This window comes from Streptosporangium sp. NPDC049046, assembly GCF_040649155.1.
Taxonomy (GTDB): Bacteria; Actinomycetota; Actinomycetes; order Streptosporangiales; family Streptosporangiaceae; genus Streptosporangium.
Genome location: NZ_JBEZEZ010000026.1, coordinates 60,996 through 78,731, shown reverse-complemented (window position 1 = coordinate 78,731; position 17,736 = coordinate 60,996). Strand labels below are relative to the sequence as shown.

Genomic DNA, 17,736 nt, shown 5'->3' with positions numbered 1-17,736 from the left:
GGAAGATCCAACGACCGAAATGGCCGATCGCTTCCGGGCAGACACACGATAGTCTCGCCATGACGATCATGAAATGAGGTACATCATGACCGGATCGCCCCCGAACAGCCCGGACATGTCCCGAGCCGCCCGCCTGGCCCGCCACGGCTCGGTCTCTACCGCCCTAGCGCTGTTCAGCGACCGGCGTCTCGCCGAACTTGTGGAGGCCGCACCACACCGTGGCACCGGCGTCGGCGGTGCCACGGCACTGCTGGAGATCGAAGGCAAGCGGGTCTTCGTCAAGCGCGTTCCCCTCACTGACCTGGAGAGATGTCCGGAGAACACCGGCTCCACGGCGAACGTATTCAGGCTTCCCGCGTTCTGCCACTACGGGCTCGGATCCGGGTCGGGCTTCGGCGCGTGGCGCGAGCTGGCAGCGCATGTCATGACAACCGGCTGGGTGGTCGGCGGGCGCTACGAGGGCTTCCCGCTGCTGCACCACTGGCGAGTACTGGCGGAGCCGGTCCGGACGCCGACGGCCGGAGAGCGGGCGGAGTTGGAGGAGGCCGCGGCGTACTGGGAGTCGTCCCCGGCAGTGCGCGCGCGACTAGAAGCGCTCGCAAGTGCGTCGGCGGCCGTCGTGCTGTTCCTGGAGTACATCCAGGAGGACGTGAGCCGGTGGCTGGAAGCGCAGGCCGCCCGTGGCGGGGACGCTGCCGAAGCGGCGTGCTCGCTGCTGGAGGGGGAACTGGTTGCCGGGGTCTGCTTCATGAACGCGAACGGGCTGCTTCACTTCGATGCGCATTTCGGCAACATCCTCACTGACGGCCGCCGCATTTACTTCACCGACTTCGGCCTCGCGGCCTCCTCGCGGTTCGAGCTTTCGACCGCCGAGCGTGCCTTTCTCCAGCTGAACGCCGGCCACGACGAGTCCTACGTGGCCAGGGAGCTGGTCAACCAGTTGCTGATCGCCCTGAGCCGCCCGGCCGGGCGGGCGGAGCTCCTCGATCTCGTACGGCGATGCGCAAGAGGCGACTTTCTCTCGGGCGTCCCGGAGCCTGTCGCGGCGATCGTCAGGCGCCACGCGCTTGTCGCCGCTGTCATGAACGACTTCTACGGCAGGCTGCTCGGCGAGACCAGGACGGCCACCTACCCCGCCGCTGACATCCACCGTGCCCGTACTTCCCCGTCCGTCTGAATGTCCGCACCTGCGTGGCGGCGCCCCGGAGGGTGACCGAGTGGAGCGGGGCAAGAATGTGGGCCAACCACTCGCTGCGCGATTTGTTATAGCAACCTGGCCAAATGAGACGACCTCTAAGAGAAAGACGGGCCACTAATGCGAGCGTCACGCGCACTGATCACTCCGCTGAGGTCTGCGGCTCATTCGAATTGGGGTGGTCGGCGATCAGGTACGCCTTGTCGACCAGTGTGAGCCAGGCCGGGTTGCGCCGCCATGCATCGGAACGGGGGATGGACCGGCACGTGCCCCAGCTGCCACCGCGACATAACCGCCGCAGAACGGCCAGAACACCACCCACCCGAACCAACCTAACGAAGTACTACCTAGGACTCGTCCTGGCAGGGAATCGTCGCCGCCGTTGGCGCGGCAGGCGCGTTCTCAAGGAAGGCCTGGGTTGAGACGGCATAAGCGGAACACAGAAGCCGGCCAAGGCGCGTCGCCCTGCCGTCACCGAAACGCCGGGTGGGAACACCCATGACATGCAGGCGCCGTTCCAGGGCCACGCCTGAGACCGCGACCACCGTGTCACCGTACCGATCAACCCAGCGAAACGCGTCCCGGAGCAGCGCAAGGGCAAGCGTGCCGAAACCCGCTGCCGTAGTGCGGGGCCAGGCCCGGCCAGTGGCCAGGCGGCTGAGCTCCCAGATGCTCGGATCACGAGGAGCAGGGGCGCCGCGCAGCGTCTCGGAGAAGACGTCGGGGATCATATAAGGACCGTCGGTGGGCAGGAGCCGACAGCACCCTGTGACCTCCCGGCAGACCTCCCCATGGCTGATCACATAGACCGGATCGCAGTCGTCGTAGGAATCTCGCTCCATTCCGTGGAGGCTGTCGACGTCCCAGCGGAGGCGTTCGTAGAACACCTCGTAGCGGAGGCGGAACATGCCGGTGAGTAACCACGCCGGGAGATCATCCGTGCGGCCGACGACAATCCGTTGTACGCACCCCATAGGGCTGGTCAATGAATGGTTACCGGCGTCGATGTCGTATCTCTCCAGTGATCGGGTCCCGCGTCACCCACCGGCTGGCGTTTGGCATGCGCTGCACCTTGTCGCGCCACTCGTTGACGAGCAGTCCGGCTACACCCCCAGCGTGACCACCTCACCGGCGAACCGGTAAGAAACGTTCCTGATCGGACCATACGCCCCGGGCGGGGCGGGTCAAGCACTTTCTATGCCCTCGCCAGGACAGGAGCACCCCGTGATTCTGTTGTGTGGTGTTGCCTGCCGTTTTTTAGTGGTCTGCCGTGTGGTGTGGCTACTACCAGCATTAGCCGGGAGTAACTGACCGTGTCCGCTTCCAGGGCTGGAGAACAGCGATTCGGCGGCGTCGTCGTCGGGGGAGGAGCCGACCAGGCCCATTGACTGGGCAACGCCCATCCGCTCACACGCTGCCCGGAAGTGCTTGACGGTGCACTCCTCGGGTTCAAGCTGTCGTCGCCGTTTCCCCCTTATGGCGATGTCTCTACGTTACGAGGGAAAGCCCATTACTACCGGAACCCCTTGTAAGGGTCTTCGAGTACAGCCCGGAAGAGAGGCCGCTGACCTGCATATCCGTTGTTTTCTGTGCCGCTACCATCAGGCCCCCTCCGTGGCGCGGGCGCTGGGGAAGACCTCGCTGCAGCTCAAAGGGCCAAGCGTCGTGGGTGGCGTGATCACCATGCCGACGAGCTCGGCAGCGTACTGCCCCGGGACCACCTACCCCACCTGGTACAGCCAGTACGACACGCTCTGCGGAGCACCCGGCGGCTGGTAGGCCTCCACCGTCGCGCCCTCGTATCCGTAGGTCGTCGAGACCGTGCTCGTGGCCCCCGTCTCGTAGTCTTCGTACTTCTCTTCGTAGTTCTTCGTGATGAACATCTGGCTGGTGTCGTAGACGCTTTCCACGATCACCCGCCCGGGTCCGAACACGCCGATGAGGTCCTGCCGGAACAGCTTCAGGCGGGCCTTGCATCCGGTGCACGGCCCGATGTTGCCGACCACCACGACCCGGATGTGGGCGTCATGAGGGAACGAGGAATGAAGCGCCTCGATCCAGTCCCAGGCTTCCTGCAGGACGGCGACCTCGCTGTCCTGTTTGGACATGCGCGCCTGCGCCTTGTCGACGCGTCCCTGGTAGCTGCGGCTGGCGTCTTTGGTATCCGTCAGGGAGTAGCGTGTCGTCCCCCCGGAACGCGCTCCCGCGACCGGGGTCTTGTAGCTGTGCGCCTCGTCGAAGGAGAGGTCTCCGTTGGCCATCACCAGCGCCTGGGAGAACAGGCCCGTGCCCTTGGCGCGGATCTCTGCCAGCGACTGTGCGATCTGCGGTGCCGCGGGGTCTGAGGTGAGAGCTTCGGGGGGCGTCGCGGTCATCGTGGTCCTCCTTGACCAGAAAGAAGAACCTCAGCCTTTCATCCGGAAGGGTGCTGTCAAGGCACGTCAGCGTCCGGCTCAGGCCAGCCTGCTCCGCGCAAGTAAGAAGGTCGACGCGGAACCTGTCAATTTGATCAAGGCAGCTGAACTGGTCTAATTCCGTGTCAGCTTTTCTTGTTCGCCCTTCTGGTCCAGGTCGTTGGGTTTGTTGATCCATGCCGGTCCGGGCAGATCGGGCGGGGTGGGTGTGCCACCGGAGGCGAATCGCTCGGGACAGGCGGCCTGGGCGGTGGCCAGGACGTGGACACGCCGATCGCGGACCATGCCGGCCTTGCCGTAGTGCACGTCGGCGGGAAGGTGATAGCCGATCCCGGAGTGGTAGTGATCGTGGTTGTACCAGGCGTAGAACTCCTGGCGTAAGACGCGAGCGTCCTCGATCGAGCCAAACCGGCAGGGGAAGGCCGGGCAGTACTTCAGCTTCCCCGATCTTCTTGTTGTGTGAGTCGGCCTTGGGTCGGCCGACCGGCCGGGTCGGCGCCTCGGCCGCGCCGTGGTCCCGGGCCGTCCTCCAGCTGGAGCCGGACAAGCCGTTCTGCAGCAGGGGACATTTTCTGCACGCGCGTTCCTCTACATAGATGGGGGGCGTAAGCCTCCAGGAGAACACGGGATCGGTATCTGTACGGCCTCTGACCGCCCGAAGCGCGTCCTACGCCCTGACGGCACCTTCATCGTGCACACCACGGCGCCCAACGGCCACCTGGCCCTGGAGATGCTGGCACGGATGTCCCCGGAGGGGCGGCCGGTCAAGGCCGCCGCCTTGGAGGCTTCCACGCCCACCGGCGGCGGCTGGGCGGGCGGCATGCTCGATGACGACGGGCTCCAGCGCCTGGCTGACAAGGTCCGTGCTGTACACCAGGCCCACGCGCAAGCAGACCGGCCCTCGCTGCGGAGGGCGCATGATTCGTCGCCCACACGGCGGGCGCTGGCGAGCAACAAACCCATGCCGGTCGCGCTGCAGTGACCGCGCCGATCCGGCACGCCGCCACACGGCGGGAGTGGATCCTTCGAAAGGTGAGAGAACGGCCGCCATGAAGCCGGTGTCGGCCGGTAACGTCGGGGCCAACTCACCCAACTCTCGAAGGTCCCGATGGGGGTGTGTCGATGAGTGTGACCGTGCATGGGACGCCAGGCTGGAGCCTGAGCGATTCCGGCGGTGCGAAGTACGGCTCGGACGCACGGCGAGGCGCCTTTCACGAACGGCAGGTGGCCCGGGCCCTGGAGCAATGGCTGAACACCCGCCCCGAGCACTTCCACCTCTTCCACGACCTGGAGAGGTTCGACCAGGTGCGCGGCGCGGGGATGAAACCGCTCAGCCTGGGCAGCGCCAACATCGACCACGTCGTGCTGACCGGCGCCACCTGGCTCGTCATCGACGCCAAGGGATGCGGCGCCGGAACGCTGGGGCTCGACCAGGACGGCAAGGGGGCTCTCCTCAAGCCCGACGGCACCCTGGTGCCGCAGAGGTGGCTTGATGATCGACGCTCCTACTCCCGCGGTGGCATCATCTACCGGCTCACCGGCGGCATCCAGGGCGGCACGGCATGGATCGTCCCCGACACCACGCTGCTGGATCCCAGCATCCAGCACGCCCTGTGTTCCACTCCCGGCAAGGGCGGCCCCGTACTGCCGATGCGGGCGATCAGCGACGGGTACTTCAATCGGCACTTCCCCGCGCTGCAGCCGGCCGCCGACCCCGCCCACATCGAGGCGCTGGCGGCGCACCTGAGCATTCGGCACCACCAGAGCTGACGAGCGGACACCGGTAGGTCGGACTCGTTGTCGAGACCTGCATCTGCTGTGTACCGCGACGGGTCAGGGGATGTCGGCCAGGCGAACCTCACCGGCAGCCCCGGCTCGGCGGAACCGGTAGCCCCCCTGCCTGTCGGCGACCGTCTCGGCCTCGCCCAGCGCCTGCACCAGGCGATGCAAGCGGGGATAGGGCGAGGCAAGGGTGGCGTCGCGGAAGAATTTGCTGCGCAGCATGTCGAACACGTTCGCCGCGAGGTTGGCGCCCGCCCATCGATAGACGTCCTCGTTCGCGGTGATCTTGGCGTTGCGCCAAGCCTCGCGCAGGTGTTCCGGCACGGGGTGATAACGCACCCGGTGATCGCTGCGAGCCACCTCAATCGCCCCCGGCCCGAGGCTCGCCCCATCAAGCTTGAGCACGAGCGGGAGCGTGGCCGCCTCGGTGTCGGGAACCTCGCGGTACTGCTGCAAGGTCGGGTCCAGCAGACGGTTGGCCGCGCAGGGACGATCAGCACGGCGTGTCCGTTGAAGGTGCCGTTGGGGTTGTAGTTGGGGCCGTCGCCGCCGTACCGGGTGTGCGTGCCGTTGCCCTCCAGGTCGAGGATCACCGCCTCCACCCGTGAGTCGATGCCGTACTCGGCCAGGGCGTGGTGCAACGTCAGGCAGCCGTCCACGCAGTAGGCGGCGCCTTCGCCGTCTTCAGCGACGTTCCACAGCCACACTCCGGCCAGCCCGAGCAGCGGCAACACCTCCGGCAAAGCGTTCATCATCACGGTGCTGACCGTCTCCAGGCTCATCCGCGCCCGCCTGCCTGAGGACGCCACGCGCCGCTCGGGGCGGCGCCGTCGGGCGGCCTTGTCCTTCTTGGGAGGGGTCCCCGTAGTCTTGGCCGAATATCCAACGAAACCGGCACTGACCTGTGATAACACCGGGTCTCGAGCTCGTTGATCCGCCCGCCGTCGCCCGATGAACAGGGCTCTCGGCCCCCTGATCGGCCTCTGGCTGAGCACTCAAGCCCCGGAACGGCCCTCGACGGCGACGGCGGGGCCCGTCGGACAGCAACGGCGGAGAATCCAACGAACCCACCCGTGACCAGTGAATCCTCCGGGATTCGGGGACGACGGTGATCGTTTGCCGTTACGGTTCGTACCGTTTTCGATGCGTTCGTTGGGGTTTGTGGGTTGGCGACTCGGTTCTTCACTGATGAGCAGATGGAGCGGCTGCGGTCGTATCCGGACATCGGCAGGGAGGAGCTGATCCGGTACTTCACGCTGACGCGGAAGGATCTGGGGTTCATCGACAACCTCGGCAAGAGCGGCGGCCGGGGCCCTGCGGCGAGGATGGGGCTGGCCGTCCAGTGTGCACGTTGCCGTGGCTGGGGTTCGTGCCGGATGACATCTGGTCTGTGCCGCAGGCGGCGATGACGCGGTTGTCGAACCAGCTGGCGGTGTTCCCCGGAGTGCTGTCCCAGTACGGGCATCGGGCGCAGACCCGAAGCGATCATCTGAAGCTGGTGCGGGAGTATCTGGAATGGCAGCCGGTGCCGACCGGCGGGGAGTCGTTGAAGGAACTGGAGCAGTTCCTGCTGGATCGGGCTATGGAGCACGACACGCCCAGCCTGCTGTTCCACCAGGCGGCGGAGTACCTGATCGGCGCGAAGGTGGAGCGGCCGGGCGTGGTCACGCTGATGGAGATGGTCGGCACGGCCCGCTCTGGGGCCACGGCACTGACGTCCGAGCGGGTGGCGCCGATGCTGACGGGGCGGATGCGCCGTGATCTGGACGGTCTGCTGGCGGTCGATCCCGAGATCGGGATGACCCGGTCGACGTGGTTGACGACGCCGGCGGTGGAGGCGACCGCGGCGGCGGTGAAGACGGCGATCGAGCGGCTGCTGTTCCTGCGCGGGATGGACGCCCACGAGCTGGACCTCTCGACGTTTCGACGTTGTCGCGGGAGCGTCGCAGGTTCCTGGCGACGCTGGGCCGCCGTTCCTCGGCGCAAGGCCTGGAGCGGCACGGGGAGCGGCGGTTCCCGATCCTGCTGGCGTTGGTGGCACAGTCGGCGGTCGATCAGCTGGACGAGGTGATCGCGCTGTTCGACCAGGCGGTGTCGGCGCGCGAGTCCCGCGCGAAGGCCAAGACGGACGCGGCGCTGGCGGAGCGGGCCAAGAAGGGCGAGGCCCGGCAGCTGTTGATGGATGTGATCCTGCCGGTGCTGAACGATCCGAGCATCCCGGATGAGAAGGTCGGCGGGCTGCTGCGGACTCAGATCGGGTTGGAGAAGCTGCGCGAGGTCGCCTCGGTGTCGTGGAAGCCACTGCCGCGCGACCACGGTCGGCTGTCGGCGCTGGAGGCGTCCTACACCTACCTGCGGCAGTTCACTCCACACGTCCTGAACGTGATCGATTTCCAGGGCGGGCCCGGCACCGCCGACCTGATGGACGCGGTCGGGAGGTTGAAGGAGCTGAACCGGGTCGGCGGCCGGAAGGTCCCGGCCGGCGCTCCGAAGTCGTTCGTGCCCGCCCGGTACGCCGACTACCTCGCCAAGGCCAAGCGGGACGGCGACGACACCGCGTTCCGGCACTACTGGGAGCTGTGTACCGTGCTGGTGCTGCGCGACGGCCTGCGCAGCGGGGACGTATACGTGCCCGGGTCGCGCCGGTACGCTGACCCCGGCACCTACCTGTTCACCCCCGAGCAGTGGGAGCCCCGGCGGGCGGAGTTCTGCCAGCTGATCCGCAAACCGGCCGCGGCGGCGGACGCGATCGCGCAGGTGAAGGAGGAGTTCCACCAGGCGATGGAGGACCTGGAGCAGACCCTGGCGAACTCGGCACCGAACGATGCCGGCGCGGTCAGGCTGGACGAGAACGGCCGGTTGATCATCCCGCCGCTGTCGGCCGAGGACATCCCGGGCGAGGCGCGCCAGCTGCGCGACGAGCTGTCGGGGATGCTGCCGTTCGTGCCGATCGCCTCGCTGTTGATCGAACTGGAGGCCCGCACGAACTTCATCGCCGGCGCCACGAACCTCGGCTTGACCCGGATGTCGGAGGCGTGCGGCGTCCCCTACGACCCCCTCGCCTGGACGCAGGAGTGGTACGTGCGTGGGGAGACCCTGCGGGAGGCCAACACCGTGCTGGTCAACCACCACTACGGGCTGGAGCTGGCCAAGAAGTTCGGCGGCGGCACCATGTCGTCCTCGGACGGGCAGCGATTCCCGGTCCGCGGGAAGTCCCTGACCGCCCGGAACATGACGATCCACGGCGGCCAAGTCCTGTCGACCTACACCCACGTCTCCGACCAGTGGTCGACCTACGGCACCCAGCAGATCGTCCCCACAACCCGCGAGGGCCACCTCACCCTGGATGAGATCCTGGGTAACCAGACCGATCTGCTGATCACCGAGCACGCCACCGACACCCACGGCGCCACCCTGGTGAACTTCGGGCTGTTCGACCTGGTCGGCAAGGCCCTCACCCCGCGGATCCGGGACCTGGGCCGGATCACGATGCTGCGCGTCGGCAACCCGGGCTCCACCAACGCCCTCTACCCGCACGCCGGGCCGCTCCTGGCCGACCGGTGGAACGAAGACCTGATCACTGAGTGCTACCCCGACCTACTGCGGATGGGCGGGTCGCTGAAGTTCGGGGAGGCGACCGCCTCGTTGATCGTCGGGAAGTGGTCGGCGGCGTCCCGGCAGAACACCCTGGCGGCGGCGCTGAAGGAGTGGGGGCGGATGCGCTGGACCCTGCATGCCGCCCGCTACCTGTCGGACCCGGTGTACCGGCGGAAGATCACCCGGCAGCTCAACAAGGGCGAGAGCCTGCACGCCCTGCGCCGGGACCTGCACTACGCCCAGCAGGGCACCATCGTCCGCCCGCACTTCAGTGACCAGACCGAGCAGGCATGGTGTCTGACCGTGCTCACCAACGCCGTGATCACCTGGACAACGGAGTACTACGGTGTCGCGATCGGCGAGCTACGCACCCAGGGCCGCGAGATCCGCGACGAGTTGCTGTCATTCATCGCCTTCGGCCACCGCGAGAACATCAACTTCTTCGGGTTCATCACGGTCGACATCGAAGCCGAACTTGCCAAGCTCATCAAGGGCTGGCGACCGCTACGACCGACCGTCGTCACCGACGCCGGCACCAGCTTCCTCCTCAACCCTTGAATTCCTTTGGCTGTAGCTCCTCAGCAAGGACCGCCTGGACGACTCCGCGCGCTCATCAGCAAAGGCGGTCTCGCGATACGGTCCAAGCATGATCAGCGCAGAGGGAGTCCTGCTCGGAAGGGCAGCAGCGGAGCGCTTGGTCCAGCTGAGCTGCTGTGTGATCGAGCCCGGCCTGACCGACGCGGAATTCACACGGATCGAGGACGAGTACGGATTCGTGTTCGCTGATGACCACAGGGCCTTCCTCTCTGCCGGCCTGCCTGTCCACGAACCACGGGACGACGAGCCCGGAGTGAGCTACGCCTGGGAACGCCCCTGGCCCGACTGGCGCGATGGCGATCCTGCCGAACTCCGAAAGCAGCTGAACTGGCCGGAGGAGTTCCTCCTTGAGGACGTTGAGCGCGGACATTGGCAGCCCGTCTGGGGCGAGCGCCCGGACTCGCTCGCAGCGGCCATCGAACACGCACGATCACAACTGTCCGGAGCCCCCACGATGGTTCCCGTCTACGCGCACAGGTTCCTGCCCGAAGGGCATGGCACCTTCGGGCACCCGGTCTTGTCGATGCGGGGCTCAGACGTCATCTACTACGGCACCGACCTGCTCGACTACATCAACCAGGAGTTCGAAGAACCCCGGCCCGAACGCCCCGAAGACTGGACTCCGCAGGCCGCTGTGCCTTTTTGGCGCAACTATCTGTAGGCGTTCCACCGACTCGGCCCCGTCGCTGGCGCGAGGCCGACACTCCGCTGGTGAAATGTCGGTGCCGAGGACAGGCGTGCGCCGGGGCACCCAGGCTGCCCTATGCTGGAATCATGATCAAGAGAATCGAGCCCTCCGCCCGCCGGTGAGCGAGGCATCCGGGCCTGGACCGCTCGACAACCAGATGAGCCTGTACGAGCATGCTCTACAGCTCCACCGCCTGCGTCCCGAAGCCGCCCTCCCCAACGACGGCAAGCCCTACCCGGTCAGCGACGCCCACCGTCGGCGGACCCGTGCGCCAGACGACGATCGCCGGCGCCAGGGCGCCGGAGCGGCCGTAATCCTGGATACCTATTTCGACCGCTCTGACGCTTCGCCGCAGGACCTGATCTGGGCCTTCCACGACGTGGACGTCCCCATCCACCTCAACGAGCACATCACCGCAGCCGCGCTGCGCGCAGACCTCGAACGCGTCCAGGAAACCGGCCGCTGGCTCGTCCGCCACAGTACCGATGAATGCTCGACCATCATCGGCCTCGCCATGCTCGCGTCAGACTGGGACGAGCAGGACATCGACCTGATCAAGCACATCGGTCTGCTGTCGGAGACCTTCGGCCCCCTTGCTGCGCACGCGCTGAAACGGCGGATGGGCGGCGGCCAAGCGCTCCTGTGGCTCGCCCAGCGCACCGCGGGATGGGGCCGGGTCTACATCGTTGAGGCCCTCTGCGAGGTCGGAGGGGCCGCCGCCCGCCCGTGGCTGTTGCGCGAAGCCATCAACGGCGACGTTCTCAACGGCTACTACGTCGGCGCCGTCGCCAAAGCCGCCGACGTCCACGAGGCCATCACCGCACCCGACCCGGACGATGACCTCATCGACCACACCGGCCGGCTGCTCAGCCTCATGGCGAACAACAACGGCATGGGCCAAACCTGGAACTACTATCACGCGATCCGCCGAGTCCTGGACGCCCATGTCAGCCACCTGGCCCACCAGCAACCGACCGCGCGCCGCTACTACACCGCCGCCCACATCGCAGACCGCCTCCTCAAAGGCGACCCCGACCTCCCGAACCTGCCACCCGACCACCAAGCCCGCCTCCTCGACCAGTACCTGACCATCCTGCGGCGCGACGACTGGTCGGTCGCGGTCTGTGCAGACCTCGACCCCACCGCCGAATACTCGACCTGGTTCCTGGAAACCGTGGCAGCGCGCCTTCATCTGCTGAACTGACACCCAAGAGACCTCCCGCAGTAAATACCGGATTTACTGCGGGAGACGCCCCGCGAGGCGGTGGCGGTCCCCGCTCCGACCTGGCACGCTCAGATCACCACCCCGACGCGAGGTGTACGCATTTACTGCGGGAAGACGGGAGGGTTCGGAGCCGATGAGCGCGAGCGCCGCCGAAGTGATCCCCCTCGGACGCGACGAACCCAAGACCTTCGCCACCGCGGTCGACGCCTACCTCCGCTCCGCGGGCATCACCGCATCCTCGAAGCGGATCTACAAAATTTCCCTCACCACATGGGCGTGGCTCGCCCGCGGCGAGCAGGCCCCACTCGGCACCGACCGGCGCGGCGCCACCCCGCCCGCCGTCGCCCTCGCCGAACTAGAGGCGCCCGGCGCGGTCGAGGCGATCACCGCAGCGTTCGTGGAACGTGCTCGCCTCATCGACGCCAACACCGTCAACCGGGAGCTGTCGGTGATGAAGGCCGCCGTCGCCTGATGGCGCGGCCGCGGATGGCTTACCACCAGCCCGATCATCGATCGAACGCAGGCCCGCGCCGCCCGACCGCACGAGAGCACTGTCGAGGAACCAGATCGCCGACCTGTTCGCGTTGAAGGTCCCGCTGCGGGAGAAGGCCCTGTGGCGGATGCTGTACGAGACGTGCGCGCGGGCCGAGGAGATCCTCACCCTCGACATCCCCGACCTCTTGCCCGACGACAAACGCGGGCGCGTCACCTCCAAGGGCGGCGCGACCGACTGGGTGCACTGGCAGTCCGGCACCGCCCAACTCCTGCCGCGCCTCATCAAAGGCCGATCAAGCGGCCCGATGTTCCTCACCACCCGCAAGGCCCCCGCCCGCACGCCGACCAAGGACAAGTGCCGAGCCACCAGCCGGGCCCGCCTGTCCTACCGGCGCGCCGCCGAGTTGTTCGAGTTCCACACCCGCGCCCTGGCCAACCCTGGCGTCACCGACCCCGACGAACTCGAGTTGCTCGGAGGGTGGACCCTCCACCAGCTCCGGCACAGCGCCCTGACCCACGAAGCCGAAGACGGCACCAACACCCCCACCCTGCTCGTCCGCTCGCGGCACGCCTCCGTCCGATCGCTGGAGCGCTACGCCCGTCCAGGCGTCGACGCCGTCGCCGACCACGTCGCCCGCCGAAAACGCCGCTGACCGTCCCACGAATCCCGAAGGGTTCCCTGGTCACGGGTGGGTTCGTTGCATTCTCCGCTGTTGCTGACCGACAGACCCCGCCGTCACCATCGCGGGTGGCCGTTCCGAGGCCTAAACGCTTCGCCAGAGGACCGTCAGAGGGCGAAAGCCCCGATCATTGGGTGTCCGACGGGCGGATCAATGAGCGCGAGACCCAGCTTTATCGCAGGTCAGGAGCGGGTTCGTTGGATTTTCGGCCAAGACTACGGTGACCCCTGCCTGGGCAGCCTCGGTGCGCCGGCGTTGAGTTCGGCCGCGATCCGATGGGATCGCGGCCGAACTCAACGAGAAGGTCAGGCAGGGCAGGTGACCGTGTATGAGAGCGGTGTTGTCTCATAGATCTGGCCGCCGTGGGTCAGCGCCAGCTTGAACTGGCCCGCCTCGGTCTGGGTCGCGGGCCACGGAAGATTGACGAAGATCCGTTCGCTGGGTTTCCCGGTGAACGTGACCGTGGTTGGGGCGCCGGTCGGCTGCCACTGGCCGTCGGACGCCTTCCTGATCAATTGGTAGTCGGCCGTGCCAGTGAATTCGTTCGCGATGAAGTAGGCGCGGTTCTTGACCCACGCGTTGTTGCCGCAGAAGGGGTTTGCGTCCGGCACCGTGTGGACCACGAAGATGTCATGATCGGCGTCGGCGCACGTCGTGCCGTAGTTCACCGTCGGGGATATGGTGCCGTCGTTGTGGATCTTAAGCGCCAGCGAGCCGGAGACCGCGTGGTGGCCTTGAAGCCCCAGGGTGACGACGTCCTGGAACCATGGATCCGTACCCGTGGAGGTTGCTGAGTCGGTGACGCCGACGGGACTACCGTTGATCATCCACTCGTAGGTAACGGTGGCTGGTCCACTCGCGGCCCGGACGGTTCCCCTCGCGCGCAGCGCTCTCTGCGGCCCGCACATGTCGGCCTGGTTCCCGGCGAACTCGACCTCGTTCACCTGGCCGTGGGCTCCCACCGGGTTCCCATCCTGGCAGATCACCCCGAACCAGGTCGTGACCGGTTCGGCCGCGGGGCTGAGTATCTTGAGCGTGACCGAGCCCTTGACCTGCGTCCGATAGTCGTACGGGGTGACGGCGAGGGCGCCCGGCTGCCCGGTGAAGCTCAGCGTCCCCGACGGGCCCTTGACGCCCTGGTCGTTCACCCATTCGTAGACCACTGTGGCGGGGACCTTGTTGACAGTCACCTTCCCGGTGAACCGGACCGTCATCGGACACTTGCCTGAGTTCCAGAACGGTCCGATGTCGATGCTCGGGGTCGCGACGACGGGCCCGGTGTCGCAGGTGACGGCATACACGGCCCGGCTCGAAACGGTGACGTGGGGACGCAGAACGCGGACGGCCTTCCAACCGGTCGTGCTCTTGGTGACGGTGGCTGTGGTGGAGAGGGTGCGACTCCGTGAGGTGGTGAAGATGGCGTACTGGATCGGCCCCTCGCCGCCCGCGCTGTCGATCCACTGGTAAGCGACCCGCGCCGGAACTCGGGAGACCTGGAGATGCGTGGTGAATTGCACTTCCGCCGGGCACTTGCCCGCGTAGCTGGAAGGCGCGGCCTTGACAGAGACCGCAGTCCGTATCCGCTCTGGCGGGGTTTCTTCAGGCAGGGGACGAATGGGTGTGTAAACGGGTTCGCGGCCCGAACATGTCACCGTGAACCGCGCCTTTTGCGAGAGGACGGGCCGGGCGCCGAGAATCTGCACCGCCTGCCAGCCCTTGGCGTCACCGTCGAACACCTGCCGGTCTCGTACGGTGACGCGTTTGGGCCCCCGCGCCGTAATGGTTTTGACTGCGCTTTGGGTTCCGTCGGCGCGGACCCAGCGGTAGCGGACAACACCCTTCCCGCCGAGGTGGACAACGGCAGAGAATCCCACACTTGCCGGGCAGTCGGTCGTCTGCCGGGCGGGTGAGGCCGTCACCTTCGTGACCGACGCCCATGTCACCGACGCTTCGGCCGGAACCGCCACCAGACCAGCCGACAATGCCAGTCCGGCGACCAACGATGACCACTTCGACCACACCGGATTTCCCTTTCCTCTGCAATGTCGCAGCCATCTTCGACCACTCAGCCCTCCGAAAGCCGGAGACCTCACCTTCTGACCGCTTTCGTTACCATCCTGATGCGAATTCGATCTTGTCGCCATTCAAGGATCCCGTTTCGGGCAACCATAATCACGAAATTCCGTGCGCTCAGCAGTCCAGCTGAGGGTGCAGATAACAAACATTGGCAACTGTCATCTTTGCCCGCGCCAGACAGCCTGTCTGGCGCGCTTGACTGCAATGGTCGCAGCCCCGGGCCACTGAATCGCGCCGGGTTTCGTGGAGTGATGTACCCCGAGTTCGGTGGAGTCGGGTTCTTGGATTCATGCCACCCGTTGAGAGGAGAGTGGCATGGGACGGCATGGCTACCCATCGAAGTTCCGGCGCAAGGTACTAATCTCGTTAAGGCGGGCCCCTACAGGCCGGCTTTGCCCATGGGGTTGTCCTTCCAGCGGTCGACGGCGCGGACGTAGCCGTGCACGGTGGGGGAGGTGGGCTTCCAGCGGCCCTGTTCGGCGATCTTGCCGGTGGGCACGTTCGCGTCGGCCAGGGTGGTGGCGCCGCCGGCGCGCAGCCCGTGCGCGCTGTAGCGTTCGGCGTCGGCCAGGCCCGCGCGCAGGGCGGCGTCCTTGACGATGGTGTTCAGTGTGACGCCGGACAGGCGCAGGCCGCCGCGGCCGGCCCAGCCGGGGGTGCCGCCGATGCGGCCGAAGCGGTCGATGGGCCGCAGCAGCGCGCCGGTGGTGATGCCGTGCTCAGCCAGCACGGCCAGCCATGCCTGCACCGAGCGGACCGGGCAGGTGGCCAAGTGTGAGCCGTAGGGGACCGCGACGGTCTGCCCGGCGGCGTCCTGGTCGGTTTTGCTGACGGGGATGAACACCTCCAGTCCTTGGCGTGGGAAGGTGAGGTGTTCGCAGTCGAGGGCGGCGAGCTCGCTGCGCCGGCCCATCAGCGCGAAGCCGAGCACCAGCGCGGCCCGGTCCCGGATCCCGGTGGGGGTGTCGTCGGGGGTGTGGGCGATGAGGCTGCGCAGGATGTCGATGGTGATCGGCGGGGCCTTGCGCACCGTGTTACCCGGTTTGGCGCTCCAGGCGCGCCGGTAGGCGCGCAACGCGTCGCGGGCGGCGGTGGTGTGCGGTCTGGGCAGTCCGGCCTTGCCGTGCGCGGACGACACGCAGGCCAGCGCCTGGTCGATGCTGGCCGGGGCCAGGCCACGTCCGGTGAGTTCGGCGACGAAACTGGCCAGAGTGGCGGCGGTGGCCGGCAGTGGAGTGCGGCCGGTGGCGGTGCACCAGGACAAGTAGTCGGCCCAGATACGGGCGTAGGCGCGAGTGGTGTTGGCCGCCGGAGCCGCCGCGATCAGCCGCGCCGCCTCCTCGGTCACGTACTCGTCGGCCGAGCGCCGATCGCCGGTGACCGTCACCCCGTCCAAGACGACCGCATCGTCCATCCGTGCCGGATTATCGACCGGAGCGCGCCAGGCGAGCGCGGTCCCGGGCGAACTCGGCTCCTCGGGAGAGACATCCACTTCGGCACCGTCACCGGCACCAAGGTCCGACATCACGCCATCGTCGTCGTTGGGGCGCTTCAGATGCATGCAGCCACTCCCTACCAATTCATAGGATCATCGGATCTATTTCGATGCTCTTAGGCTTTCGATAAGCAAAGTTATCGCAAGCCTGCCCGAGGTGCACTCGATCTCCAAAATTTCGTTTCGTGACGTACGTAAATATGATCGTTCGCGAACGGTACGATGATATTCTTTGCCGGTGAGTGAAGATCCTTCCCGCATGTTCGCCTCTTTTGCGCCTCTGGAGACGGGCCCAGATGATCCCGATACGGGGCGGATGTGTGCCCGCTCCGGCTGCGTCAACCGACTGGAGCCCACCGGTCGGCGCAGCGGCCGCCCGGCCCTGTACTGCGGAGACGCCTGCCGCGCCGCCGCGCACCGCGCCCGCACCGCTACCCACACCCCGGTCGTCGCCGACGCACTCCGCCGCACCGGCGCGCTCAGCGGAGACCTACTGGCCGCGGGCGAACAGTGGAGCGCCCAGCTGGCCGCCTTCACCGAGGCACTGAACGCCGTGACCACCGGCGCGCTCACCCAGATCGACGCCGCCGAACAGGCCGCCGAAGAGGCCCGCGCCGCCGCCGCGGCCGCCGAACAGCGGGCCACCGAGGCCCAGCACAAGGCCCAAGCCGCGATCACCACAGCGGACAAGGCCCTCCAGCAGGCCACCGCGGCGCAACAACGTGCCGAGGACTCCGAACGGGCCGCCTGGCGCGCGGCCGGCGAGCACCAAGCTGAACGCGCCCGCGCCCAGCAGGACGCCACCACCGCCGCTGAGCGCACTGCGGCTGCTGAGCGCGCCGCTCGGCGGATCACCTCCGAACGCGACGCCCTGCAAGGCGTCCTGGACGCCGAACGCCGCCAGGCCGCCACCGCGGCCGACGACCACGACCGGCAGGTTGCCACTCTGCGCAACGCGCTCGCCGAGCGCACCGCCGATCTCGAGCAAGCTCACAGCGACCTGAAAACCGCTGGCAGCCGCACTAAGCGCGCCGAGACCGCCGAGCAGAAAGCGCGCCAGGACGCCGAGGCGGCGCGCGCCGAGACCGGCCGGGTCCGCGAGGAACTCACCGCGCACATCGCCCGACTGAAGGACAAACTCGCCACCGAACGCGAGGACCTGCGGCAAACCCGAGTTCACCGCGATGAGGCGCAAACCGCGACCGCAGTGGCCGACGCCCGACTGGAGGCCCTGCAACAGGCACTGGAGCGAGCCGAACACCGCGCCCAAGCCGCCGAGCAGCGCGAAGAGATCGCCCAGCAGACAATCAGCCGGCTCCTCACCCTCCAACCGGCCCCGGAGACCACATCGGCCGAGGGCGCGGGCGCCGCCGCCCATCGAGAGGAAATTCGCTGAGCGTCCCTGAGACGCACACACCCATGCGCCACAGCGACCATCGCCGCCGGAAAACGCCTCTCTCAACGCCACTTCCGCCCCCCGTTCAAGAGTGCA

15 protein-coding genes and 1 pseudogene are annotated in these 17,736 nt (G+C 67.3%); 10 read left to right on the top strand and 6 right to left on the bottom strand.

All coding sequences use genetic code 11. From position 1 onward, the window contains the following. Window positions 1-85 precede the first annotated feature (85 nt). Entirely contained in the window at window positions 86-1,177 is a 1,092-nt protein-coding gene (locus AB0B96_RS30905) for a serine/threonine protein phosphatase (RefSeq protein WP_362904320.1), read from the top strand. Window positions 1,178-1,542: 365 nt separating this feature from the next. On the opposite strand, the gene AB0B96_RS30900 is transcribed toward AB0B96_RS30905, so the two are convergent. The 3 genes from AB0B96_RS30900 to AB0B96_RS30890 form a co-directional block, all read right to left on the bottom strand. Continuing rightward, window positions 1,543-2,103 (bottom strand): acyl-homoserine-lactone synthase, encoded by a 561-nt coding sequence (locus AB0B96_RS30900; protein WP_362904318.1) that lies wholly within the window; start codon window positions 2,101-2,103, stop codon window positions 1,543-1,545. Between the two features lie 813 nt (window positions 2,104-2,916). Beyond that, the gene (locus AB0B96_RS30895; protein ID WP_362904316.1) at window positions 2,917-3,570 is read right to left on the bottom strand and encodes a hypothetical protein; all 654 of its coding nucleotides are present in this window, start codon (window positions 3,568-3,570) and stop codon (window positions 2,917-2,919) included. 153 nt (window positions 3,571-3,723) lie between these two features. After that, the gene (locus tag AB0B96_RS30890; RefSeq protein WP_362904314.1) at window positions 3,724-3,915 is read right to left on the bottom strand and encodes a hypothetical protein; all 192 of its coding nucleotides are present in this window, start codon (window positions 3,913-3,915) and stop codon (window positions 3,724-3,726) included. 385 nt (window positions 3,916-4,300) lie between these two features. Here AB0B96_RS30890 and AB0B96_RS30885 point away from each other — a divergent pair, with 385 nt between their 5' ends. Next, window positions 4,301-4,591 (top strand): hypothetical protein, encoded by a 291-nt coding sequence (locus AB0B96_RS30885; protein ID WP_362904312.1) that lies wholly within the window; start codon window positions 4,301-4,303, stop codon window positions 4,589-4,591. Window positions 4,592-4,731: 140 nt separating this feature from the next. Beyond that, window positions 4,732-5,379, top strand: a complete 648-nt coding sequence (locus AB0B96_RS30880; RefSeq protein WP_362904310.1) for a nuclease-related domain-containing protein — start codon at window positions 4,732-4,734, stop codon at window positions 5,377-5,379. A gap of 63 nt (window positions 5,380-5,442) precedes the next feature. On the opposite strand, the gene AB0B96_RS30875 is transcribed toward AB0B96_RS30880, so the two are convergent. Then, on the bottom strand, window positions 5,443-5,847 hold the full coding sequence (locus AB0B96_RS30875) for a hypothetical protein (protein ID WP_362904308.1): 405 nt from the start codon (window positions 5,845-5,847) through the stop codon (window positions 5,443-5,445). Window positions 5,848-6,587: 740 nt separating this feature from the next. On the opposite strand from AB0B96_RS30875, the pseudogene AB0B96_RS30870 reads away from it, so the two are divergent. The 6 genes and pseudogenes from AB0B96_RS30870 to AB0B96_RS30845 all read left to right on the top strand — a co-directional run. After that, window positions 6,588-7,021, top strand: a pseudogene (locus AB0B96_RS30870) (DUF4158 domain-containing protein); the annotation flags it as partial. A gap of 299 nt (window positions 7,022-7,320) precedes the next feature. After that, window positions 7,321-9,546: a Tn3 family transposase gene (locus AB0B96_RS30865; protein WP_362904306.1), complete on the top strand. Its 2,226-nt coding sequence runs from the start codon at window positions 7,321-7,323 to the stop codon at window positions 9,544-9,546. An 88-nt stretch (window positions 9,547-9,634) separates the two neighbouring features. Then, window positions 9,635-10,246: a hypothetical protein gene (locus AB0B96_RS30860; protein WP_362904304.1), complete on the top strand. Its 612-nt coding sequence runs from the start codon at window positions 9,635-9,637 to the stop codon at window positions 10,244-10,246. A 184-nt stretch (window positions 10,247-10,430) separates the two neighbouring features. After that, a complete protein-coding gene (locus tag AB0B96_RS30855) occupies window positions 10,431-11,477 on the top strand; it encodes a hypothetical protein (RefSeq protein WP_362904302.1) in 1,047 nt (348 codons plus the stop codon). 154 nt (window positions 11,478-11,631) lie between these two features. Further along, window positions 11,632-11,970, top strand: a complete 339-nt coding sequence (locus tag AB0B96_RS30850; protein ID WP_362904300.1) for a hypothetical protein — start codon at window positions 11,632-11,634, stop codon at window positions 11,968-11,970. A 112-nt stretch (window positions 11,971-12,082) separates the two neighbouring features. Next, entirely contained in the window at window positions 12,083-12,646 is a 564-nt protein-coding gene (locus AB0B96_RS30845; protein WP_362904298.1) for a site-specific integrase, read from the top strand. A 332-nt stretch (window positions 12,647-12,978) separates the two neighbouring features. Here the strand turns inward: AB0B96_RS30845 and AB0B96_RS30840 are convergent, their stop codons facing one another. Together AB0B96_RS30840 and AB0B96_RS30835 are read right to left on the bottom strand one after the other, a co-directional pair. Next, a complete protein-coding gene (locus AB0B96_RS30840) occupies window positions 12,979-14,673 on the bottom strand; it encodes a hypothetical protein (protein ID WP_362904296.1) in 1,695 nt (564 codons plus the stop codon). Between the two features lie 455 nt (window positions 14,674-15,128). Beyond that, a complete protein-coding gene (locus tag AB0B96_RS30835; RefSeq protein WP_362904294.1) occupies window positions 15,129-16,310 on the bottom strand; it encodes a tyrosine-type recombinase/integrase in 1,182 nt (393 codons plus the stop codon). 172 nt (window positions 16,311-16,482) lie between these two features. Between AB0B96_RS30835 and AB0B96_RS30830 the strand changes: the two genes are divergently transcribed. Then, window positions 16,483-17,640, top strand: a complete 1,158-nt coding sequence (locus AB0B96_RS30830) for a hypothetical protein (RefSeq protein WP_362904292.1) — start codon at window positions 16,483-16,485, stop codon at window positions 17,638-17,640. Window positions 17,641-17,736 lie beyond the last annotated feature (96 nt).

Bases quoted from the DNA above. Each gene is read 5' to 3' on its own strand.
- AB0B96_RS30905 (WP_362904320.1), top strand. From the start codon at position 86: ATGACCGGATCGCCCCCGAACAGCCCGGACATGTCCCGAGCCGCCCGC.
- AB0B96_RS30900 (WP_362904318.1), bottom strand. From the start codon at position 2,103: ATGTTCCGCCTCCGCTACGAGGTGTTCTACGAACGCCTCCGCTGGGAC.
- AB0B96_RS30895 (WP_362904316.1), bottom strand. From the start codon at position 3,570: ATGACCGCGACGCCCCCCGAAGCTCTCACCTCAGACCCCGCGGCACCG.
- AB0B96_RS30880 (WP_362904310.1), top strand. From the start codon at position 4,732: ATGAGTGTGACCGTGCATGGGACGCCAGGCTGGAGCCTGAGCGATTCC.
- AB0B96_RS30860 (WP_362904304.1), top strand. From the start codon at position 9,635: ATGATCAGCGCAGAGGGAGTCCTGCTCGGAAGGGCAGCAGCGGAGCGC.
- AB0B96_RS30855 (WP_362904302.1), top strand. From the start codon at position 10,431: ATGAGCCTGTACGAGCATGCTCTACAGCTCCACCGCCTGCGTCCCGAA.
- AB0B96_RS30850 (WP_362904300.1), top strand. From the start codon at position 11,632: ATGAGCGCGAGCGCCGCCGAAGTGATCCCCCTCGGACGCGACGAACCC.
- AB0B96_RS30835 (WP_362904294.1), bottom strand. From the start codon at position 16,310: ATGCATCTGAAGCGCCCCAACGACGACGATGGCGTGATGTCGGACCTT.